Origin of the sequence: Lactiplantibacillus sp. 7.2.4 (assembly GCF_018991185.1) — a bacterium.
GTDB classification, from domain to species: domain Bacteria; phylum Bacillota; class Bacilli; order Lactobacillales; family Lactobacillaceae; genus Lactiplantibacillus; species Lactiplantibacillus pentosus.
Genome location: NZ_JAGYGS010000045.1, coordinates 1 through 23689 on the forward strand (window position 1 = coordinate 1; position 23689 = coordinate 23689).

The 23689-nt window shown below is 44.7% G+C and carries 19 protein-coding genes and 2 pseudogenes; 17 read left to right on the plus strand and 4 right to left on the minus strand.

Annotated elements, in window-relative coordinates; translation table 11 throughout:
* Nucleotides 1-38 precede the first annotated feature (38 nt).
* From KGF70_RS17805 to KGF70_RS12295, 14 genes and pseudogenes are all read left to right on the plus strand, one after another.
* The gene (locus KGF70_RS17805; protein WP_367889995.1) at nt 39-347 is read left to right on the plus strand and encodes a hypothetical protein; all 309 of its coding nucleotides are present in this window, start codon (nt 39-41) and stop codon (nt 345-347) included.
* 38 nt (nt 348-385) lie between these two features.
* Nucleotides 386-1558: a CDP-glycerol glycerophosphotransferase family protein gene (locus KGF70_RS12230; protein WP_216768957.1), complete on the plus strand. Its 1173-nt coding sequence runs from the start codon at nt 386-388 to the stop codon at nt 1556-1558.
* A 20-nt stretch (nt 1559-1578) separates the two neighbouring features.
* Nucleotides 1579-2616, plus strand: a complete 1038-nt coding sequence (locus tag KGF70_RS12235) for a glycosyltransferase family 2 protein (protein ID WP_216768956.1) — start codon at nt 1579-1581, stop codon at nt 2614-2616.
* Nucleotides 2617-2812: 196 nt separating this feature from the next.
* The gene (locus tag KGF70_RS12240) at nt 2813-4351 is read left to right on the plus strand and encodes a lipopolysaccharide biosynthesis protein (RefSeq protein WP_216768955.1); all 1539 of its coding nucleotides are present in this window, start codon (nt 2813-2815) and stop codon (nt 4349-4351) included.
* Nucleotides 4352-4429: 78 nt separating this feature from the next.
* Nucleotides 4430-4627, plus strand: coding sequence for a type II toxin-antitoxin system RelB/DinJ family antitoxin (locus KGF70_RS12245; RefSeq protein ID WP_216768954.1), 198 nt, complete (start codon nt 4430-4432; stop codon nt 4625-4627).
* Nucleotides 4628-5489: 862 nt separating this feature from the next.
* Complete coding sequence (locus KGF70_RS12255; protein ID WP_088769789.1) at nt 5490-6401, plus strand: glycosyltransferase family 2 protein; 912 nt, start codon at nt 5490-5492, stop codon at nt 6399-6401.
* A 62-nt stretch (nt 6402-6463) separates the two neighbouring features.
* Nucleotides 6464-7396: a glycosyltransferase family 2 protein gene (locus tag KGF70_RS12260; protein WP_216768952.1), complete on the plus strand. Its 933-nt coding sequence runs from the start codon at nt 6464-6466 to the stop codon at nt 7394-7396.
* A gap of 359 nt (nt 7397-7755) precedes the next feature.
* Nucleotides 7756-8888, plus strand: a pseudogene (gene glf, locus KGF70_RS12265) (UDP-galactopyranose mutase).
* A gap of 21 nt (nt 8889-8909) precedes the next feature.
* Complete coding sequence (locus tag KGF70_RS12270) at nt 8910-10037, plus strand: polysaccharide biosynthesis protein (RefSeq protein ID WP_253954854.1); 1128 nt, start codon at nt 8910-8912, stop codon at nt 10035-10037.
* Nucleotides 10038-10042: 5 nt separating this feature from the next.
* Nucleotides 10043-10666, plus strand: coding sequence for a polysaccharide biosynthesis protein (locus tag KGF70_RS12275; RefSeq protein ID WP_216768949.1), 624 nt, complete (start codon nt 10043-10045; stop codon nt 10664-10666).
* Nucleotides 10653-11888, plus strand: coding sequence for a polysaccharide biosynthesis protein (locus tag KGF70_RS12280; RefSeq protein WP_216768938.1), 1236 nt, complete (start codon nt 10653-10655; stop codon nt 11886-11888). Before KGF70_RS12275 ends, KGF70_RS12280 begins: the two co-directional genes overlap by 14 nt.
* Nucleotides 11878-12981: a polysaccharide biosynthesis protein gene (locus KGF70_RS12285; RefSeq protein WP_216768936.1), complete on the plus strand. Its 1104-nt coding sequence runs from the start codon at nt 11878-11880 to the stop codon at nt 12979-12981. The genes KGF70_RS12280 and KGF70_RS12285 overlap by 11 nt, the downstream gene beginning before the upstream one ends.
* The gene (locus KGF70_RS12290; RefSeq protein ID WP_216768933.1) at nt 12974-14104 is read left to right on the plus strand and encodes an acyltransferase family protein; all 1131 of its coding nucleotides are present in this window, start codon (nt 12974-12976) and stop codon (nt 14102-14104) included. Before KGF70_RS12285 ends, KGF70_RS12290 begins: the two co-directional genes overlap by 8 nt.
* A gap of 88 nt (nt 14105-14192) precedes the next feature.
* The gene (locus KGF70_RS12295; protein WP_216768930.1) at nt 14193-14969 is read left to right on the plus strand and encodes a DUF4422 domain-containing protein; all 777 of its coding nucleotides are present in this window, start codon (nt 14193-14195) and stop codon (nt 14967-14969) included.
* A gap of 185 nt (nt 14970-15154) precedes the next feature.
* Here the strand turns inward: KGF70_RS12295 and KGF70_RS12300 are convergent, their stop codons facing one another.
* Both KGF70_RS12300 and KGF70_RS12305 read right to left on the minus strand, forming a co-directional pair.
* Nucleotides 15155-16576 (minus strand): polysaccharide biosynthesis C-terminal domain-containing protein, encoded by a 1422-nt coding sequence (locus KGF70_RS12300; RefSeq protein ID WP_216768929.1) that lies wholly within the window; start codon nt 16574-16576, stop codon nt 15155-15157.
* Nucleotides 16577-17049: 473 nt separating this feature from the next.
* Nucleotides 17050-17717, minus strand: a pseudogene (locus tag KGF70_RS12305) (sugar transferase).
* 772 nt (nt 17718-18489) lie between these two features.
* Here KGF70_RS12305 and KGF70_RS12310 point away from each other — a divergent pair.
* Nucleotides 18490-18939 (plus strand): type II TA system antitoxin MqsA family protein, encoded by a 450-nt coding sequence (locus KGF70_RS12310; RefSeq protein ID WP_216768927.1) that lies wholly within the window; start codon nt 18490-18492, stop codon nt 18937-18939.
* A 382-nt stretch (nt 18940-19321) separates the two neighbouring features.
* Nucleotides 19322-20854: an SWIM zinc finger domain-containing protein gene (locus tag KGF70_RS12315; RefSeq protein WP_216768925.1), complete on the plus strand. Its 1533-nt coding sequence runs from the start codon at nt 19322-19324 to the stop codon at nt 20852-20854.
* A gap of 111 nt (nt 20855-20965) precedes the next feature.
* On the opposite strand, the gene KGF70_RS12320 is transcribed toward KGF70_RS12315, so the two are convergent.
* Together KGF70_RS12320 and KGF70_RS12325 are read right to left on the minus strand one after the other, a co-directional pair.
* Complete coding sequence (locus KGF70_RS12320; protein ID WP_216768924.1) at nt 20966-21550, minus strand: hypothetical protein; 585 nt, start codon at nt 21548-21550, stop codon at nt 20966-20968.
* Complete coding sequence (locus KGF70_RS12325; protein ID WP_216768923.1) at nt 21550-22956, minus strand: AAA family ATPase; 1407 nt, start codon at nt 22954-22956, stop codon at nt 21550-21552. Before KGF70_RS12325 ends, KGF70_RS12320 begins: the two co-directional genes overlap by 1 nt.
* A gap of 254 nt (nt 22957-23210) precedes the next feature.
* Between KGF70_RS12325 and KGF70_RS12330 the strand changes: the two genes are divergently transcribed.
* Nucleotides 23211-23516 (plus strand): hypothetical protein, encoded by a 306-nt coding sequence (locus tag KGF70_RS12330; protein WP_003638248.1) that lies wholly within the window; start codon nt 23211-23213, stop codon nt 23514-23516.
* The last annotated feature ends 173 nt before the right edge of the window (nt 23517-23689 follow it).

Sequence of the window (23689 nt, forward strand, 5' to 3'; positions counted from 1 at the left end):
TTATTATTATATTTTCCTGTCTGTCTAATAGTCCGAAAATGGAGGATACAGGAATAAAACCTGAATTTAATTTGAAAATATGGAAATTCTTTATCGTAATGTTATGTGTCTCTATATCAATTACTCTGATTGCCTTACAATATTCACAAATAAATCGGATTGCGACATACTTTGATATTGCGTATTTGGTATTGATTCCGCGAGCTATTAGTACAACCAAGAACACAAATATTCGCTTTTTGGAACATTTGTGCGTCATCGTGATGTCATCGGCATATTTCCTAGTTGTACAGTTATACCGACCCGAATGGTTTGGCATCATTCCATATCATTTTGGGTGGCTCTAAATACGAATATATGAAAACCGAGAGAAAATTTATTTGTAATGATGAACAAAATAAAAATGTTGTTTTTTTCTGTAATGGCACAATTGATGAGTGCTGTAATTACTCCAAATCCGAATGTTTGGATATTCTCCTCAACGCAAAATGTTCATTTCAATTATAATTCACGCTATCTATTCGAACACTTGTTGAATAAACATACTGAAAAACAAATCTACTTTGTTATTAATGATTCCAACCTCAGGGCAAATTTAACTGGCAAGTATGGTCCACACTTTATAAATACCCAAAGTATTTCTGGAATCGTTACTGCCTTGCGGGGTGGTGTTTGGATCACGTCCGCGGGTCTGCCTATTTATTTGTTGTTTGGAAGTTCTAGGAGAATACTGGTTAACTTGTGGCATGGAGTTCCGCTAAAAAAGATTGTTTTGAAAGAGAATAACTTGAACTCAATAAAAAGAATATTTACCAAATTAGTATTCAGTCGGAAATATACATGGGTAGTCACAACCTCATCCAAGCTAATTAGAATATATGCCGATAGTTTTGGAGTCGATGCTTCAAAGATTAAAGTATTAGGACAGCCTCGTAATGATGTCTTGTTTCAGTACAAGCAAGGAACACTTGCCTCGGCCTTTAACAGTGAACAGTTCGATTCGATGACAAAGATTTTGTATGCGCCAACTTATAGAGATTGGAAAGAAACGATACTTTTTCCATTTCCAGATTTTGACCTGGGACGTTTGGAAACGTTTCTCACAAAAAATAATGCAGTAATTTTTATCAGATTTCACTTACAAAATCAAAACGACACTCAAATCAAAGAAACTGAGCATATAAGGTTTATTAATGAAGACAAATGTGAGGATATAATGACGGTTTTAAGCCAGTTTGATATGTTGATTACCGACTACTCTTCGATATATATTGACTATCTTTTATTGAATAAGCCAATTATTTTTTTACCGTATGACATTTCAGATTATCGGTCGAAACGAGGCTTTAATTTTGATTATAATGCGGTAACTCCAGGTTATCATGTTTCTGATTCAATGGTTAACCTCATGCGGATAATTAAGAAATATATAGCTAATCCTCGAACTCACCAAAATGACAGGATAAAAGTCAATCAGTACTTTAACGAAATCACAGATCATAGTTCTGAACTAATTGTTAGGAATCTTGAAAATAAACTACAATCCATGCAAGAGTAAATCGCGGAAGGGAGATATTAATGTATAGAGATAAGAAGCTGGCGGAAATGTATGAAACCTCACCGCTCTTCTCTATTATAGTGCCTGTGTATAATGTTGAAGATTATCTGGGCAAATGTATTGATTCAGTCATGCAGCAGTCAGTAAGTAATTTTGAATTATTGTTGATTGATAACGAGTCAACTGATTCTTCAAGAGATATTTGTATGCATTGGGCTAAATCTGATGCAAGAATAAAAGCATTTTCTCAGAAGAAAAAAGGTCCTGCCGCCACTAAAAATACAGGATTGCAACACGCAACTGGAACTTATGTTGTGTTTGTTGATTCCGATGATTATATTGTCCCTAATTTACTGAAAATAGTTTTAAGTACAATTGAAGAAAATAATGCACCTGATGTTATTTATTTTAATTATTCTACTTTACAGCATGATGAATTAAGAGAAAATAATTTGATCTTAAATCCTGGTGGGCTTTCTACTTCACAGGCATACAGGAGTCAATTCATGGTGGGAGGGTATGGCGGTTTCGCATGGAACAAAGTTTTTAAGAGAGACCAAATTAGAGAAAAACAGTTTAACGAAGACTTGTTTTATCTGGAGGATTCAGTATTTGTTTCGGAGGTGGTTAACAGCAATCCAAGAATTGTTGCAATACGTGATTCACTTTATGTTTATCGTCAAAGAAAAGCATCGATTACTCATGTAAGATTTAGTACTCAGAAGTTAACATATGTGAAAGGTATGGACATCCTGGTAAATACCGTTCCGAAAGAATATGCCACCATATTAATTCCCGAAAAAAAGTTTGCTGAGATTGACTTCGCAGCAAAAATATTTTTACAGAAATATAGCTTGTATAAGTCGTTGAAGAGAAGCTTTGACAACGATTTGATAGTTAACGAAAATAGAACAATGTTACGTCCTTTCCCGAAGTTTATTTTAAAAGTTTCTGATTACAGTTTTGGATTAGCAGTCAGTTTCTTTGCACTTCACGACATTGTAAAGCAATTTTTTAAAATGCTACATTTGAATGAGAAAAGCCAAGGGCAAAGTTAGCATTGGATTTACCGAGACAAGCATGATTTATCTAGTTATCATCAATAATGAGGTTGAATTGTTAAATAAGTTACAGGAGCATTTCAATAGATTTGGGGAAGACGTATGTAGCGGGTACAGTATTATTAAGTGGGACATTTGCTATGAAATTCATAGCCTATTAAACAGTTGTTAAGTTCAGAGATGGGAGAATTTGATGGGAACTAGAAGAAAAGCATCAATAATCAATTCGTCAAGCGCAATTATAGGGCAGTTTTTGAGTATGGTTTTATCGTTCATATCTCGAACTATTTTTATCAGAGTTCTTGGTGAACAATATTTAGGATTGAATGGTCTTTTTACCAATCTTCTTAATATTCTCTCGTTTGCTGAACTTGGAATTGGTACGGCTATCGTTGTTTCTTTGTACAAGCCACTAAATGAGAATAACATCGGCCAAGTAAAAGCGTTAATGCTCTTGTATAAAAAATGCTATTATGCTGTTGCAGTGATGCTAGTAGCGGGTGGTAGCTGTGTATCAATTTTTTTACCGAAACTGATAGCAGGAAGTTACAACGTAGGTAATATCTACCTTGCGTTTGGACTGTATCTTCTAAATTCTGTTCTATCATATTTGTGGAGTTATAAGCGATCCATATTGATTGCAAACCAAGAGGGCTACATTAATTCCTTGAATCAGCTGTTTTTTAATGTAATTATGCAAGTATTACAAATTGTATTTTTGTTCATGTTTAAATCGTATTACATCTATTTAATCATTCAGGCGTCATTTACGCTTTTGAGCAACTTACAAATTTCTAGATTGGCTAATCGACATTTTAGCTATTTAACTGATCCGGTGACAGAAAAGGTAAACCCCAAAACACTAAAATATTTACGGAAAAATATTGTCGGTATGATTGCTTCGAAGATTGGAGAAGTAATTGTGTATGGAACTGATAATTTACTATTATCTAGTTTTCTGGGTTTGGCCGCAGTCGGGCAGTATTCGAATTATACCTTAATTGTGAATGGTGTGGGTAGCGTTATAAATCAAGGCTTTAGTGCGGTTACTGCATCGATTGGGAATCTCCGTGTATCCGGAAGCCAAGAGAGACAGAATGAAGTATTCTTCCAATATTCACAGCTGGTGAGCTATGTTTCTTTCTTCATATCAATTGCCATGGCACTGTTGTTTCCTTCGTTTATTCAATTTTGGGTAGGTAAACGTTTCATTCTTTCTCCAACATTGTCTTTTTTAATTGTCTTTAACTTCTTTGTGTCAAGTCTGAGATATTCCAATTTAAATTTCATGAGTGCATATGGAACATATTGGGAAATGAGATACAAATCAATTTTAGAGGCGTTGGTTAATTTCGTAATTTCAATTGTTTTGATCAAGTACACGACTTGGGGAATAAGCGCAGTAGTAATTGGAACACTACTGGCTAAGCTAACTATCAATGCCTGGTGGGAACCACTAATTGTTTTTCAATCGGCATTAACAGCTAGTTTCAAGAGTTATATACGCTTTTATGCTATTAATTTGGTAACTGGTGTTACGATTATTGGTATTATGCAATATGCATATCAGCGTGTGCAATTGAACTTGATTCTGTCAGGAATCGTTTGCTTAACGATTAGTTGTATCTGTTTGTTGATTTTCCATTTAATCACAATTAGTTTCGCATTTCCAAAAAAATATAGTTACTTGAGTTTCGCTTCGGTATTATCTAAAATGTTTCAGGATAAGTAGACAATTATGAACCATATCGCTAACAGCTTCCAATTAAAATAAAGAAGTTGTAAAACTTAGTATCTGGGAGGATGAATCATGACATCAAATAGTGATGATAAGACAATGTTTGCTATGAGAATCAGTAAAAATGAAAAAGATCAGTTAAGAAAGTTATATGCCGATATGGGGTTAGATCTATCAACGGCTGTAAATCTATTTTTTAAGCAAAGCCTTGTGGAGGATGGATTGCCATTTCGACCAAGGAGAGGGATGGGCTCAAAAAATAATAGTTAAAATGCCCCTTAGACACTAGGTAGAGGTTTGAGAATATTGAAGGCGTGCGTTAATGCAAATAAAATGAAAAGACTGTGTTTGCAATGCGTATTGACAAGTCTGAAAAGGGTCAATTAAGGCAATTATATTCAGATATGGGATTGGACTTGTCGACAGCTGTCAATCTTTTCTTTAAGCAGAGTCTTCTAGAGAACGGCCAGCCTTTTAAACCAAGTAGAGATAAGGTTCAATGTGGATTGCCAAAGTGATACAAAAATACGATCAATCTATTTTTCAAACAGAGCTTATTGGAAAGTGGGTTACCATTCCGTCCAACACGGGCAACCGATAGTAATGCTGAAAGAAAGTAAGTTTGGCGAAGAATAAGTATTACTTTTAGAAATAATAGCTTATGTGCATAGTAAGATGGGGGTATCTTTGAAACTCTAAATTTGAAGATAATGTCTGAATGGTCACGTGACTTTTTAGCCATAAACGTTCAATCAGCCCTGTTAACGCGAATAAAAATTGGTCAATATCCAGTTATATCCAAATAAAATCAGAAAAATTAATTAAAATAGCAACTGACCAGGTAATGATTTGTCCAACACAATTCAATCAGTACTAACTCATCAGTCACGTGCCAATGTGCCGTGGCTTTTTTTGCGCTCACCAGCTCAAAAACGCATTAATATCATTCCACAGATTATTTAATACAGAATATTAATTCACCAAACTTAAAAATTTAAGTGCTTGTCTTGGTGTTTCGCTTCTAGCTATAATGCACACTAGAGCAGTGTGAGGTATCACTGTGATTTTGGGAACGGCAGCGGACTGATTTAGTTCGCGACTGCCAGTATAGAACGCACTTTGGGGGAAGCTTATGGCTAAAATAGCATGTGTGATTGTCACTTACAATCGAAAACAACTTTTGGGGGAAGCGTTGGAGAGTGCCCTGAACCAAGAAGCGGCACCGGAGACCATCTTCGTGATTGATAATGCGTCGACGGATGGGACTGAGGACTATATTAATCAGCGCTTTGACTTCGATAATCAACGGCTACACTATGTCCGCTGTGCACAGAACTTGGGTGGCTCAGCGGGATTTGCGACTGGAATGCGGCTGGCGTTGCAGACCGACTGCGATTGGATCTCGATTTCAGATGACGACGCGCTGTTTGAACCGGGGTATTTCAAGGCTATGCGGGCGGGTATCGCTGACCATCCGCAGCAACAAGTCTTTTCCGGCTCAGTCCTACTACCGGACGGCACGCACGACATGATGCATCGCGAGTTGATTACGAATCCGGCAACGTTGACGGTCAAACCAGTCAGTGAAGCCACTTACGCGCAGGATTTTATGTATGACATTTTCTCATTTGTCGGGGTCTTAATGAGCCGGCAAGTGGTCGAAGACATTGGCTTGCCTGAGCAGGATTATTTTATTCGGTTCGATGATTTTGAATACGCGGTCCGCGCGTTGAAGTACGGCCGGTTCATGAATCTTAGTGCGGCCAAAGTCTTACACAAAACGACTTACACGCGCGCCTCGATTGCGCCGTGGAAAGAGTATTATGTGATGCGCAACCGCATTGCGTTATTACTGAAGCATCGCGGTGCTAATCGCGTGACGCGCTGGTATTGTCGCCGCTTTTTGGCACGTAAATTACTGGCGATTCTACTCTTCCGGAATCGCTGGGGCCAGGCGCGGCCACTTATCAAAGCCTACGTGACGGGCTATCGAGATGGTTGGCACGCACGATTGGGGCGCCAACTCGCATTTCTACCATCGTGATGACGGCACAATTAGAAGACAGACCAAAGCTGGTCAACGAAACGATTTAGGAGTGGACGAACATGCAATATGGGGCAGTTGTGGTAACCTTTAACCGCAAAAAATTGTTACTTGAATCAATTACGGCGCTGATGAATCAGACGGTGCCGCCGACCAAGATCATCATCATTGATAATCATTCGACCGATGGGACGCGTGCGTTGCTGGAACATCAGGGTATCTTGACGAATTCGCAGGTCGACTATCGCTATTTGGACCAAAATATCGGTGGTGCTGGCGGGTTTGCGCGGGGCATGCAGATTGCTCAGGCCGACCCGAACCTTGACTGGGTCTCGTTATCTGATGACGATGCCATTTTTGAAGCGGACTATTTTGAAAAATTAATCGCGTATCATTCGACCCATCCGAACCGCCAAATCCTGACGGGGAGCGTGTACGTGGAAGATGGTCGTCTGCAAGTGGATCAACGCAATCGCTTCACAAGTTGGAGTACTTTTCGGACGCAGGCGGTGCCTGAAGCAGCATACACGGGCAACTTTGAGTTTGACCAGTACACTTTCTGCGGCGTCTTCATGAGCCTGGCGATCGTTAAGCAAGTCGGTGTGGCCGATGCGGGCTTCTTCATTTGGTGGGATGACTGTGAATACGCGGTCCGGACGGCCAAGTTGTCCAAACCAGTCAACGTGAGTGCGGCCAAGCTGATTCACAAGACCTATTTACCGTCGCTGGACCTAAAGACTAGCTTTATTCCAGATTGGCGGCTCTACTACGGCCTACGCAACCGGTTCATCACCATCAAACGCTGGCGGGCCAATCCAGTGGTTAGTCTGGCCTGGCTGAGCTATTTCTATGCACGCTTGCTATTCAAGCTATGTGGGCCATTTTATCGGGGGTATCGTAAAATGGTCATCAAGGCCTATACGCAAGCATTGCGGGACGCGGCGATTGAAAAAGAAGGCTTGAACCCTAATTTTATGCCGGGTCAGAAATTTTAAACGTCACCCGTTGACCGTCCAAGTTAGTCTGACTAATTAGGACGGTTTTTTGGACCCCCACAAAATTTAATTTTCGAATTTATTTCCTAATCTCAGATGATAAATATTGTGGTTGGCGGTCTGACTGGAACAGATTATTAGTCGGCAACATCTAAATCAGATGACGGACTAGACGTGGCTCGACACAAACGCGTTTAAACGGGTAATCATAATAATATTTGTTATTTAGATAGTAAAGTTAATTTAACAAGCCCGGATATTTGATTAAAACCCGTTATATCCGTATGTTGAACGATTGTTTATCACGTAATGTTTGTTATAATTCACCAAGAACGAAGTTAATTTTTGGGGGAATTCACATGAACGAACAATACGATTATTTGGTTGTGGGGGCCGGATTATTCGGCGCCGTCTTTGCCCACGAAGCAGCCTTACGGGGCAAACGGGTCAAAGTGATCGAGAAGCGCGACCACATCGCTGGCAATATTTATACCAAGGAAGTGGCGGGAATCCAAGTTCACCAATACGGTGCACACATTTTCCATACCTCCGATCAGGAGATTTGGGATTACGTCAACCAATTTGCGACTTTTAACCGCTACACTAACAGTCCGGTCGCCAATTATAAGGGCCGGATGTACAACTTGCCATTCAACATGAATACCTTTAACGAACTCTGGGGCGTCCGGACGCCGGCTGAAGCGGCGGCTAAGATTGCTGAACAACGGGCCGCAGCCAACTTAGGCGACCAACAACCGCGTAACTTGGAAGAACAAGCGATCGCGTTGATTGGGACCGATATTTACGAGAAGTTGATTAAGGGCTATACCGAAAAGCAGTGGGGACAAAAGGCCACCGACTTACCCGCCTTCATCATTCGTCGGTTACCGGTCCGTTATACGTACGATAACAATTACTTTAACGACACTTATCAAGGGATTCCAATCGGTGGCTATACGCAGATGTTGAGAAGATGCTTGACCATCCTGAAATCACCGTGGAAACCAATACTGACTTTTTTGCCCATAAGGATGCCTATTTAGCAGCTTATCCCAAGATTGTCTTTACCGGGATGATTGACCAGTTCTTCGATTATCAATTGGGAGAATTAGCCTACCGCTCACTACGGTTTGAGACGGAGACGGTGCCCGTTGATAACTATCAAGGTAATGCGGTCGTCAACTACACGGATGCGGAGACCCCGTATACCCGGATCATCGAGCATAAGCATTTTGAATTCGGCAAGGGCGATGCGGATCAGTCCGTGATTACACGGGAGTACCCGGCCAACTGGCAACGCGGGGATGAACCGTATTACCCAGTCAATAACCAGACGAACAATGCACTGTATAAGCAGTACGCGAAGTTAGCGGCGGCCGAACCACAAGTGATTTTTGGTGGTCGTCTCGGGCAATACCGTTACTATGACATGCACCAAGTGATCCACGCGGCGTTGGTGACGGTCGCGGCGGAATTTGCACCGGTAAATTAAAAGAATGTGTGATGATTGAACATGAAGAAACGGCTGGTGATAATTGGGGGTAGCCTGTCCCTACTAGTGTTATTACTAGGCTATGCGTTTTACGCGCTCAGCATCCAGCGCGGGCAGGATACGGTGACGCGCATTTATCAAGCGGATCAAAATGGCACACCGATTATTTCGCCTAGCCCCATTTTACTGGTAGGTAAGGCGAACCACCGCAATTTATTTCAGTCCGGAATCAACGGCTACGTCTTAACGAATCGCAATCCACTAGGAACCTGGCTGCCACGGTATAATCAGACGATTCGACTCAAGTATCGCTCGGCGTTGACGAAGCCGGAGATTCAAAAAACGTTGCGGCAGGCGCGCTATCTACAGGCCGGAACACAAAATACCGCGACGCCCGTTTTTGAGAATCGCCAGTATCAGGGCAATCCGGCGCAGTACGGGCGGATCAGTACCAGTCACGATGGGCGGGTGTGGACGAAGCTACCGATCAGTTATCCAAATGTCCATTTGAAACAGCCCAGCGTCAGCTATCGCCAGGGCCGGCTGACGTTGTTTGACGGGTCGCTGGCGTACTGGACGACCAATTTCAAAGACTGGCATCACCAGCGGTTGCAGGTGACGACGACACGATTTAAGCACGGTCAAGTCCAAACGGTGCTGGCACGTCGCTCGCAGTCACCACTAGTCATCATTCGCGGTACTGACCGGCAGACCAAGCGCGTGCAGCTCTATTACGGGCAACTGACGAGTCGGTTCAAAGTGACGCGCTGGCAGCAACTACGCCTAGGCAACCTACAAGCCAAGCAGGTCGTTGGCCTGAATCTTATCAATCGCCAATTGGTCCTGTTTCGCCAGCAGGGGGCGCGACTATTGATCTATCGTGCAAAGCGCCTGACGGAACCGGTCAAACGAGTCGGGGCAGTGCAGCTCGAGCATGCGCGTCATCAGCGGGTCACCGCGGTGAATCTGGTCGCGGTAAGCAAGCGCCATTATCAGTTGGTGTTCAGCTTAGCAACGCGTGGTCACTTACAGAAACAACCGCGTTACCGTCGCTTAAATCAGCATTTTCGTGCCACGGGGAAGCAGCACTTATTAGTGACGGACTATCTCTGGACACAGTTTCAAATTAGTCAACATGGGAGTGAGTGATTCGAATGAAGGTCCAACCAAAAGAACGCTTTAAACTAGCGTGGCGGTGGTTACCGCTCGAATTACTGATTATGTTGCTCAGTATCGGCATTGGCTGGGGGCTCAATCAGTGGCTTCCCAAGCCAGTGTATCAAGCACAAGTCGACTTGAAAATCGTCCAAAAACCGCGGGCGAAGATGACTGCATCTCAGCGTCGCCGTCAACGGCGTCAAGACATTAAGCTGTTGCCGCAATTCAGTGTCATGCCGCACCAAGGTATCGTGTTGACGCAGGCGAGTGCCTACGCCTACATGCATGCTGGCATCTGGCAGCCGATTCAGGAATTAAGCGAATCGGTCCAGGCGACACCTGTTGAACATCAGCCGGTGTTACGCGTGACGGCGTCGAGTAGTTCGCGGTCAGTCGCCCGTCTGAATGCGCGGGCGTTTGAGGTGGCCATCACGGATAATTTAAAGTCATTGAAACATTACCGCATCACAACGGTCAGGAGGCGAGTTCAACGGACACCGAATGTGATGCGGGGGGCGATTTGGAAGCTGGTCCTCGTTATTGGGGGCAGTTTAGCGGTGCTCAGTCCGTATCTCGTCAAATTTGTGCAAGGTTGGGGGCGTCAAGATGAAGCGACTTAAATGGCGCCGACTGGTTCAAAATTACCAGGCGGTCTATCTCATGATCTTTGCGGTCTACTTGGCTTCCGTGACGCTACAAACGACGACCTTTAATGTCATGTATCCGCACAAGCTAGGCGTTTTGGTCGAGTTAGCGACCTTAGCTGCAATGTTCGGCCTGATTGTTGGCTTTCAAGCACTAACACCGCGCCAAATCATTGGTGAAGTCAGCCTGTTGGCACTGGTGACGGCCGTGACACTGACGTCGGGGGCGCACTATTTGTTGCCGACGGTCATGCTAGTGTTAGCCGCCCGTCAAGTGTCTTTTCGCCGAATCATGCAAGTCTATCTGGCAGTCGTCGGGAGCATCTTACTCCTAGCATTCATTGCCGCCGAGATTGGCCTAATTAAAAACATTACGTTCGTAACTGACGACGGGGTGCGTCAGTCCTTTGGGGTCGTGTATACAACGGACTTCGCTGCCCACATTTTTTACATCTGCGCAGCCTACTTGTATTTGCAAGCACGGCGGTTCCGGTTAGTCATGTTGATTCCGGCACTACTCGGGTTAGTCGTGATTTACCAATTCACCAAGACGATGACTGATACGATTGCCTTAGTGGTGCTCATCAGCGGATATTTGGTCTATGTCTATCGCCGGAAGAATCAGCATCTCAAGTGGTTGCGGCCGCTGCTGCGTTACAGCTTTTTAACGTTACCGATTGCAAGTGGGCTAATGATTGGTCTCTCGAATATTTTTAATTATCAAGATAAGCTACTGGTCACGCTCAATGACGCTTTGTCGACCCGCTTAGCACTGGGGCAAAATGCGCTGCTGGCTTATGGGGTCAAGTTGTTTGGGCAGTCGCCGATTCCAATCAATGGCTGGGGTGGTGACCGGGTCAACACATTTACGAACGGCGTCGGCTTGACCACGTACTTTTTCATTGATTCTTCTTTTCTGAATATGCTGATTTCATATGGCTTGCTGTTCACAGTCGTCGTGCTGGTCGGAATCACCTGGTTTTTGTATCAGCGCACACAGCAAAACGATTATTTGCTACCGGTCATCATGATGGCCATCGCAATCAGTAGCATGTTTGATCAACATTTTCTGGAAGTCACGTATAACAGCTTCATCCTGATGCTGTTTGCGGAGCTGCCAAGTTATCATACGACGGTTGGCGCGGCCTTTGACCAACCAATCGTTAGTCCAAGGGGGGCACTGACGGATGAATCATAAACAAGCCTATCGGGTTCAACGCATCATTGTCATCGTGGCCCTGTTACTGATTCTGTTTGGGGACACCAATATGAACGGCGTCTTCAGCTTTAGCCATCAACCGCAACAAATCTGGTTCTATCCGCAACTCGTCGTGGCTTTAGCGACCGCTGCCGGGCCCAACTTGTTACTGATGGCACTCGGGGCCGCCCAGTTACGTCGACCGGCATTAGCCATTAGTCAGTTGCTTCGGCAGATTCTCTGGTTGATGGGCGGGATTGCGCTGTTCTCATTGTTCTTCTATCTGGAAGATTTATTGGGACAATCCCAGGGCCTAGCTAATTTTAATCTGGCGGGATTCTTTACGGCTCTCGCCCAGGCGCCAGTGGGCTTCTATGATATTTTATACGAATTGTTGGGCTTCTTCGTGACGTTGCCATTACTACGCGTGATTGCGCACCATGCTAGTATCACGATTCAGCGCTACCTGTTTTGGGCAGAACTCGTCTTCATTGGCATGGTACCAATCGTGGTCTTCTTCACGGGACTTACGACCATCAATATTGACCCACCATTAGCGATTACAGCGGGGTGCTTCTTCGCTTTGATGGGTTATTGGCTCAGTCAGGCTGACCTATTGACACGCATCACGCGTGAACAGTTGTTAGTCGCGTGGTTACTGACTGTGACTTGTTACGCGGTGATGGTTTCGGTCACGATGTATCAGGTCAATCTGGAACATAATTTCGACCTCATCAGCAGTCAACCTTTTGCCCAGACTTTTCAAGCCATTCCGTGCCTGACGCTCTGGGTAACCGTTGCGACGTGGGTCATGAACCGCACGACTTTGAAACAGCCGCGGCGGCACAACTTTGTCCAAACAGCCTACGGAACCTTATTGGTCGCTGGCCTGTTGATTGAGCCATTTACAGGCATCAACCGCGTGTTGACCCCAATAATCGGGGCTTGGTGGGCGGCCTGGTTATGGACACTAGCAGTCGGTCTCGTGAGTGTCGAAGTTGTGTGGTTACTCCGACACTGGCGGTGGGCCCGTCAGTTACTTCCGGATTTGTTCGGCGGAGCCGAGCTGAGCGGGGGATTGGCGGATGGCTAAACGAATTGAGTGGATCGATATTGCAAAAGGTATCGCAATTTTAGCCGTAGTCGTTGGACATACTTTGGGGCCGTATAACGGTCAGTTCTTTGGTAGCTTGATTTTCGCCTTTCACATGCCGATTTTTTTCATGTTGAGTGGCTACCTGTATCATCCACGCCCGCCCATTCAAGAGTGTCGGCGTGGGGCGGTCAATTTGTTGTTACCGTACGTCGCGACGGCGGTGTTAGTCCTCGTCGTGAGTGCCGTGGTGCGCTGGTTGCCGCATAATCCCGTTCTGCTGGCATATTTTCCAAGCTGGCAAACGGGTTTGTTAGCTGCCGTCTATGGTGCGGGCTCACCGGTCTTTAATCCGTGGCACTGGCAGGTGCAACCGATTGGCGCGGTATGGTTCTTACTGAGTATGTTCATTGCCATTCAGTTGTTCAACGGCTGGATGGCGCTGACGGCACGATATGCGCAACGGACTCGCCAAGATTTGGCTCGCGGCGTCATCGTGATTGCACTCGCCATCAGTGGTGGTGTTTTAGGCCAAATCGCGTACTTGCCATGGGCGTTTAACGCGGCCTTGTTGGCACAAGCTTTTTTGTACGCCGGATACCTAGTGCGGCAAACGAATCTGTTACAGCGGATGCCGGCACCCTGGTATCTCTTGTTGACGTTCATGTGGCTGTTAAGTGCCTTTCAAGGTTATTTTGCGCTGACGGTTCCCGTGTCGCCGAACTTGCTGATTAGTGTGATGGGTGGTGTTGCGGGAAGTCTATGCGTGATTCGCTTCAGTGAATGGCTATCCCAACACGCGACAAGACGCGTCGTTCAGGGCCTAAAACGCTACGGCCAATTATCATTAGTCGTGTTATGTTTTCATCTGATCGACTTGGATGTGATTGGACTGGCGGGCTGGGTCAACGGTCTCGTATTGCCGCACGGCGGGCCACTGGTCGCAACCGTCGTCACGATTGGTTATCGGATTGCGTTTGTGACACTTGCGATGTGGGCAATCCCACATTTACCAGTGCTGCGCGCATGTTTCTTGCCCAGACAGTACTCGTTTAAGCGGCTGCGACGCGGTGAAAAACAATATGTACAACTCAGTAAACCAAGAGATGATAAAGTGAATTAACAGTCGTTTGTAAATACTTGCATTTTTAAACGGTCGCGACACGAGTTTAGTAACTCGTCGCGATTTCTGACCAGAGGGGGACTGGCAAATGAAAGTACAAATTTATGTTGCGGCACATAAGCCGTATCAAATGCCACAAGATCCAACGTATCGACCGATCTTTGTCGGGGCGGCGCTCAATGGGGTGACACCGCAGCATTATCAACCGGACAATGTCGGCGATAATATTTCGGCCAGCAATCCAAATTTTAATGAATTAACTGCGATGTATTGGATCTGGAAGAATTGTCATGCGGACATCAAGGGCTTAAATCAATATCGGCGTTACTTAGCAGAAGCACCGAAACGCAAGCTGGCAGGGATTCTGTCAATGGACGAGATTGAAGGCTTGCTTGAGCAATATGATGTCATTGTGCCGAAAAAACGCCACTATTATATCGAGTCGAATTATTCGCATTACATCCACGCGCACCATCAGGAACCGTTAGATGTGATGCGGACGGTCATCCACGACCAACACCCCGACTTCTTAGCAGATTTTGACCGCTTGATGCATCAGACGTCCGCGCATATGTTTAACATGATGATTATGCCGGGTCCTAAGTTCGACGCCTACGCCGAGTGGGTCTTCGATATCCTATTTGAAGTCCGGAGCCGAATCGATATTTCAGACTACGATGTTCAGGAAGCTCGCGTCTTTGGTTATCTATCCGAGCTATTGTTAGACGTCTGGATCAACCATCAACACCTCAGTTACGTGGAAGTACCGGTGATGTACATGGAAAAACAACAGTTGCCAGCGAAAGCCTACAATTTACTGAAACGTAAATTCTTCCCGCAAGCGGCTAAACGGACCCATTTTTAAGTGTTAGTAGTGGAACTTGAGATTTAGCTGAGAGTTACATCATATTTATGGATGCATAATAAAACGTTCGATGAGCAAGTCATGTCAGACTTGGTTATCGAACGTTTTTTGTTAGCAATAATTAGAACAACTGGTGGTGGGACACCTGCATTAGTGACGGTATTAGACTAGTCAGTACACGTCAGTCAATGTACGCGGCTCCGAAGCTTAGCGGCGTTGGCGAGTACGGGTGGTTGTAGAATTAAAATCAGCCCGCCATAGATGAGCGCGCCGACGCCAATTTGCATCGCGAGATTCAAGTAGGAAGCAGCCATGGTGATGTTTAAGCCGTAGACGACCGCAAACATGATGGCACCGGCTAATGCGTATTTAAGCGCGCCGGTGAACAGATTACGCGTCTTGAGACTGTGACGAGTCACGATCAATTGATAGCCAGTCACGCAAACTTCTGAGATCAACGTTGCCAGCATGGCCCCGGCGACGCCCCACAGCCAGATAAGCGGAATGTTACAAGCCATATTGACCAGCGCACCGACTGTCACTGAAATGGTGTACGTCTTGGTTTGCTTGGTCGGCAGTAAGAACTGTTGGCCGAGCACGTTGCTCATGCCGATTAAAATGATAACGGGCGCTTCAATCATGAGCAACTGGTCGACCGCTGAAAAAGCGCGCCCAAAAAATAGCGGCGCAAGCGTGGTGGCGACCGCCGCGACCCCCAGTGCCATTGGAATTGCAATCGCCAGCATAAAGTCGAACGACATGTATAGGTATTGGCGCACCCGTTCAAGCTGTTGCTTCATGAACAGGTTAGCAATGTGCGGTAGCATTACCGTTCCCGTGGCGGTGACAAGGGCCAGCACTAGTTTGATCAGCTTATCAGAGTAGTCGTAAAAGCCCGCCGCAGTCAACGAATCCATCTGCCAGAGCATCGTCTTATTCAACGCCAAGTAGACGGTCGTCGCAATCTGCGGAATAAATAGGGCGATTGATGGTCGTAGGTGTCGGAAAAGTCGCAAGTGATGCCAGTCAGGCTTTGCGACACTGTGGCGCAGATACGGCCACAACGTGAGGTTCCCCAGCACTTGGGAGCCAGCCAAGATTAAAATGTAGATGCCAGTATCTTGCGCGGTCTTGACGAAGGTGAAAATCGCAATGATTGAAGCAACTTTCACAAGCATATTCCGCAAGACGGTCTTCTTAAAATCCTCAAGTCCCATGAAGTACCATGAGATGTCGACAGCGCCCGCAATAATATAAAATGATTGATAGAAAAAATAAATCTTCAATTGGTGCTCAAACATGAGAAACACTAAAAAAGCGAGATAAGCGCAGCTAATAGTCACCAACTGTAATATTTCAATCTCCCAAAAAGTTTGTGAGCGTTGCCCGCGGTCGTCGCGAATAAACGCAATTTCCCGATTCCCATAGATGGTGATGCCAACTGTCCCAAATAAGAGGAAGTAGGTGATGATCGAATTGGTCGTCGCGTTGATGCCGACTCCGGTAGGACCTAAGACCCGTGAGATATACGGGACGGTCAGTAAGGGGGTCAGCAAAATTAAGAGGTTATACCCCGCTGTGTAAAAGTAATTCCTTATGATTCGCATGAGCGGCTCCTTGATGCAATTAAGCAGTTTGATGCTGAATTCCTCAACATTCAACTCATTGTATCATAGCCTATTAGCCGGTTGATAGTGGTTTTAACCGGCTAAGGTTGGTTATTAACAAACTTATTATTTGATAAAATCATCGATATTATTAACGGTGATTTCAAACTAAATCGTTTATTAATATCGATTATTACTGGTGGATAATTTAGCTGAATCTGTCCGAGACCTCGCACGCCACCTTTGCAAGACAAGTGGGTCCAAAATCTGCCCTGACTAATCAATCGTATCCGGCAGCTATTTTCGGTCGTCTGATGTGACGGTGCACACAGAAAAGGGGGAGCAGTGAATAGCAGACTGGATTGATTTATGCTGCACAGATTATTTCTAAGTGGTTCATGTGTCGTCCACACAAAAAAACGTTGAACCAAAATCCCCCTGAATTTGGTTCAACGTTTTTAGTTGTGGTTAATTTAATAAGCACCGTTTGGCTTGAACATGATAACGACTGTCTTAAATAGAATGTAGACATCGAATGACACGCTGCGTTTGGAGATGTATAGTAAGTCTAACTTGACCATTTCATCGAAGCCTACGCTGTTGCGAACGGTGGCCTGCCATAACCCGGTACAACCAGGTTTGACAGCCAGGCGCTGCTTGTCATATTCCGTATATTCAGCAACTTCTCGTGGCAGCGGTGGCCGTGGCCCAACCAAGCTCATGGAACCTTGTAAGACGTTTAGCAATTGGGGTAGTTCATCGATACTATACTTGCGGATGAACTTACCAATCCTGGTGACCCGTGGATCGTCTTGCATTTTGAACATGGCGCCATCAATTTCGTTATTTTTAAGTAATTGTTCCAACAATTCATCAGCGTTGGAAACCATCGAGCGAAATTTATACATTTTGAACGGCGTTTCACCGCGTCCTAAACGTGTTTGGGAGTAGAAAACCGAGCCCTTAGGATCTTCAAGCTTGATCGCAATGGCGATAATTAAGAAGAGTGGTATAAGATGATGAGGCCTAAGAGGCAAGCGACAAAGTCAAACACACGTTTAACGAACCGATAACCATAGCGACGATGCTGACGCACAGCGTCAATCGTAATCGGTCTGATTTCTCGTTCCTTCAATTCCATAAGTAACACCCTATGCTTCCTTTAAATATTTTCCCCCGTAAACCACAGCCAGATTAATCTATTACTACTGTTCGGGTTGTTGCAAACTGACTATGTATAAACGATATCGATACAACCTAATGATTATAGTACAAAATGGCTATCAAGTAAATATACTTGATAAGATTAACTTTGGGGCTTCGTTTAAGTTTATTATAGCAAACATCCTAAAATAATAAACCCGTGTTTTGCATTCAGCTACGGGGGCCAAGGCGTCACATGGCTTTTTGAAATTTGGTTAACTATAATTTACCAGCATTGGCTAAAGATGCAATCGTTAGCAACTTAAAATGACGCGATAAGTGTGAAAAATTGGCGGGCGTAAAATTAGTTAATGAACAGTGGGGTTAGGGATGTTTGGACGGGTATTAATGAAGCTAAGTCGGTTGTTTTATCTTGATGATAGTGGCTAACCGGGCACACTGGACTGAGCTAGTTACCATCTTGCTGGAAGTGCAATCACATATAATTGCAGCGATTACTTGCTTTCCGCGGTCGGTTTAGTGATCGTGAGTCATGATGTTTGCGACAACATGGTTCCGATGCTACAGTCAATTATGGCTCAATGATGAAGTCCCGTTGAATGTCGGAAAGTCACGAGCAAAGTTGGTGTTTTTCAAAGTATCGAACAGTTGCCTAGTTGGTGAGAATTGGCTGGTCATTAAGCGGAAGCATGTGCAGGACTAGCTGAAGTTATCTCGTTTCACAAGACATTGAGTGAAGGGGTACGAGGATGAAAACCGAAGTCAGAGCAATTCAAGAAGTTTACACGATTCGTGGTGAGCAAATTACGGTGGTGACCAAAGCACGCTTTGACCATGCGACTGGCAAGCAAGTCTTTGATCAAGAGATTGATAATGAGGCGATTAACACTGCTTTCGATGCATACCGGAGTAAGCACATGATGATTACACCAAGTCGAATTAAAGCCTTACGTCAACGGTGGAACTTAAGTCAGCACGACTTTGCGGCACTGTTCGGATGGTCAGACATGACGATTGCTACTTATGAAACTGGCGCGCTGGCATCTGAGACTAATAGTGAACGGTTGCTTGCCTTAGAAGCAACCCCTGAGTTGGCGCAGTCGCTTTATGAGTCTTCCAAAGACATGATGACTGAACGCGGTAAGCAGGCTTTTGAAGAGCAGATTAAAAATGTTATTGAACGGCGCCATAACGATTGATAAAACTGAAATACAACTGACAGATGAGCTTCGCATCATTAAATGATTCGGTCGGTTGAACGTGGGTGAATGGTCCCAAAAGCATGTTAGGGACGCCACTGGCAAACTAATGATACTGGGAATGCTCAACGTTAAAATGAATTTGATCGGTCAACGGTGTCCATGAGCGGATTGCAAACTCATGGGCGCCGTTTTCAGTTTATTCGGAATGCATCTAGATCAAGTGACCCGGTGTTGTACTAACGTCGAGTGTATCTTAAGATATAGGTAATGAAGTTCTGTTTTAGAGACAATTGAAAGCGGATACCGGTCGCGATTTGATTGGTATTGGCGTTAAAACGATTAGAAAATGCGTGTCAAAGAAATGACGAGGGGTGTTCACATGCACTGGCAAACTAACTTCACGACGAAGATATTGCAACGCGGTTGGAATTATTATCAGCAGGGGCGGGTAACCAAATTTAGTCAGACATCTCGTCAGATTAGCGCGCTGGTCATGGGCGCTCAAAACTACCGAGTCACGATTTTTATTGATGGTTCGTCAATCTCCACAATGGTATGTAATTGCCCGTATGCCCGGCCAAATCGCCCATGTAAACATATGGCGGCGACATTATATTATTCAGAGGAGGGAGCGCAACCGCCAAGTCAGACGCCTCAACCAGTGGCGATCGAGCGGGTTTCGATGGCAGACTGGAATCCTAAGTTGGTACAATCCATGCGTCAGTTTGCACAATTGCAACATCAAGTGTTAAGTGACCATGCCTCGCTGACGACTGTTTTGACACAAATTCATCAACCGCTTGAAGCCGTTCCAAACACGGTTGCAAGCTGTAAGTGGCTGATGAAAAGTGAAGTTTCGCGGATGTTGGTTCAAAAGCAAGACCAACTCGCATATGAGACATTAACTTTTGTTTATTTGACGTTGTGTGAGGCGGGTATCGATGAATCGGAATTGTTTTCAATGTGTCTTCATAATCTTGAGACGTTATTAGCCCAAGCGACTACCCGTCTTCAGAAAACCGTGTTTCGGTGGGCTTGCGCGGCGAGTCTTGCATTGGAAGATAATAATAGCCTGAGTTTGGCAGACTGGGTAACTTACAACGGCTTTTTTACAACGCATGATTTTCTGGCACAAAAGTTGGCCATGATTGATAACAAACTCATGCGTTTGAGGGCCACTATGCCGCTCGCTGGTGAGACACCTAATTTTACAAAGAATGTTGAGATGATTGAGTGGCAGCGGCTTGGATTAACGGTCCGCAAACGGTTGCGACTGGCTCCCAGTGTCGTACAAGCCTTTTGTGAACGTTATTATGACGATTTTGAGGTGGTTGAGTACTTTGTCCGTCTTTGCTGTGAACACGCGGAACCTGAGCGAGCAATTGCTTACTGTCGTGCAAGCATTGCGAGGATAAACGAGTCGGCGGAATATCGAGATCTGCTGGACTGGTATCATCAATTAGCGCAGATCTATCAGCAATTTGGCACGACTGAACAATATCGAGAAGCACTATATCAGGCTGTTGTTGTGACTCGGGCGTTAAATTCACGTGACTTTTTTCAATTGCGTGCGACTTATCAGCCAGCCGAATGGCGTCAAGTCCGGCAGAAAATTAGTGTTGCACTACCACGACAAGCTGATTTAGTCTGGTCTGAGTTCATGACTATCACGGTCAAACCGTATTTTCAGGAATTGCAGCAACGTGTCGAGACTGCGACAACCCCTGAAGCACAAACCAAAATCGTGGCTCAGTTACAAATTTTGATTGATTATCATGGGCCTACTGGACGCGACGTTGCATTTTGGTTGCGACAAGATTGGTTACAGCGATTTCCTGAGCGCTGGGTATTATGTGATGCCTTAGATGAATGGACCGCGCGGCAAGTCTTGGACGATGACGTGCTTTCATGAGTGAATCATTGCTAGCGAGCTGAGCGCCTTATGGACAGAAAATGGGGCTTGTCTTGGATGGATAAATAGCGCCCTCAGACTTGAATCCCGTTAAGTCTGGGGGCGTTATTGTCAGTAGGTTAAGTGCATATCAATATAGTGGTCCTGTAAGGTCCGATGAATGATCTTATCCAATGAAAGTGTGGTGACTTTCGGACTGTTCAAATAGACGATACCATATTGTTTATCTTCGTCGTGCCAGTACTCTGGAGTTCGGGATAGCCCGCGTTGCGGAGACGCTGGGATAAAGATGTAAATGTTGTAGATGTCAGTGTATTGTGGGTAATTATGATGCAGCGCTAATGGCAATAAGTGTGCAAGCCAGCGACGACCACCTTCAAATTGTTGAATGACATGGTGCTTTCCAGGATTACTTGCTTTTTTAATTTCAAATTGAAAAATTTGATCATCAATGATTGTAAAGTCATTATCTTTTCCCGCGCCACGCTTCGTATTGTTGAGATATTTTGCCTGTGCCTTGAAATCCTCAAGGCGGAAGAACAGGGCGTAATTGCCCGTGACGGTTTTGGTAATCTCGAGTGTGTAATCTGGTTCTTTGACTAGCTCGGTCAGCTTAGCATAACGGTCGTAGAAATGATAAATGTCAAACTGATTATTGATATATCGAGTAAACTCTAGCTTGCTGTCAAAATCCATCAGGCGTCACCCGTATCAGCGTTATCACGTTGGTCTAATAAGTCATAGTAGGTTCGATTGATCTCGTTGGTTGTCGTATCAAAATTACCCATATCAGCGGTTAAAATGTCATCAATGCGATGGATTTGCTGATTATTGAAATCGTAAACTGAAACGTGCTGATAGGCTGGTCGCTTGGCCAACTTGTCTGCGAGCATAAGATTTATTAACGCTTTGACCAGGTAATCACTGTGCGTTGAAATCACAATTTTTAAGCCTTGTGTAATCAGCTGGTAGAGTAATTCAATGATCATTTTTTGCCGCTTCGGATGTAGATTCATCTCGGGTTCATCAATGAATAGGTAATCATGAGCGCCGATGTTTTTGAAAAACAAGTCGAGGCCAAATAATGATTTGAGTGATGATGAGACTAAGTTAAATGGTATTTTAGCACCGTCAATGGAATAACTAATCTCGCGGCTGGTCGTGTCAACAGAAAAGTCACCGGGAACCAATTCAGGATAGGCTTTGGAGAAAGACGCAACATCGATGGCTGGCCGAGATTGGTGTTCAGACGCGATATTGGTGTTTAAAAACTTGATGTAATCTTCAATGGCCATCGGGTAGTGCGCGATTCTCGTTTGACTCAATCCCGATTGTTCATTGCTGTTATCGCTATCGTCAGTGATGGGCGGATTAGTTGAAAAGGTCTCGTTGGCACGCCGTGTACTGATTTCATTACGGAACGTGTTGATTCCGATTCGTTCAGCAGGCAAGTAGACATAGTTAGTCGCGTATAAGCGGGACTTGATGTTTTGATTTAAGAATTGGCTGATCGTATCCGAGGTAATCACACTTATCTCGTTATGACTGTCGACAGCCGCAAGTTGGTTGCCCTGTTTATCCGTGATGAGATAGTCAAATACTAGGTTCTGCTGGCGGTCCAAGTGGTAGCGGATGCGATTGGTCCAGTCAGTTCTAACCGTTCCTTCTTTTGCGACTAGATTTGCAGAATAGTCCCAGCTAATGCTGAAGTTTTTTTCAGTAAGCTGGCATTGCATCAGCGCTTCAATATCTTGGGACGTGACAGTAATCGTCGTGTGATGACCTTCGATAAGTGGCGTATCCCCAAAAGTTTCGGTGAAGAGGGTACGTCTGTCATCAGGCGATAAGTGATTGAACTGCTTGGCCGCTGCCGTAGTTAGTTCAGTCAGTGGCTTGGCTAGCGCTTCTTGTTGCAAGACCAATTGCTCAACATCAGTATCAGTCATTAATGTTGCGGTATATTTAGTAATGAACCATTTTACAAAGGTATACAGAACGTAAGACGTTAACGTTTTCCCGGTACCATTGTCACCGATAAACACGGTTAAATCGTTCATCGTGATATCGGCGTCATTCACTGGACCTAAATTTTGTATCTTCAAAATAGTCCCTCCATAGTGGTTTAAGCACTTTAACTTGTCGCTTCCCTTGATCTATACCTGCTAGTTGCTACTACTATTCTAACAAAGCTAAATTAGATTAATAGCAATTTGTTCATGACTTGAGAAATTTATTCAGGCTTGAATATGTCCATCCAAAAGCACGTATTAAACGCGTTACATTTCCCCTAGGCTTTCCCGACCGTTCACGGTACAATTAAGGCAGAGCTCAAATTCAAGTGAAAAGGATGTCCGACATGAATGACGATTGGATCACGGTATTTCCCGCGGATTATAATAATTCATACCACTTAATTTTGAAACGTGGCACGGCCCACTTTGCGTACTATTATTTTAAAGTCGACAAGCTGGATCAGCGGGTCATCTTTTATGACGACGTCGAACGTAGCGGGATTTCAATCAAAACACAGATTACCCGCACGTTCATGCGGGCACTCGTTAAAGCCATCGATTGGCATCCGGTCGGCAACAGTATCATCATTGAAATTTATCCGGTCGAGCGGGCAGCGACTAAGGCGACGCGGCTGTCTTGTGATATTTGAGGGTGGAACCAAGGCGTCGATAAGTTCGACGATTCAGTGGTTGTTTTCGTGAGAACCGGCGAATAGGTGAGGCAAGCGACGATATTGCAGGCCAAACGCGGCTGTTATGAATGTTGTACCACTGAAATTGCATGGAATCCCGAAGCCTCAGTTAGCTAGTAGCGCTAAATACA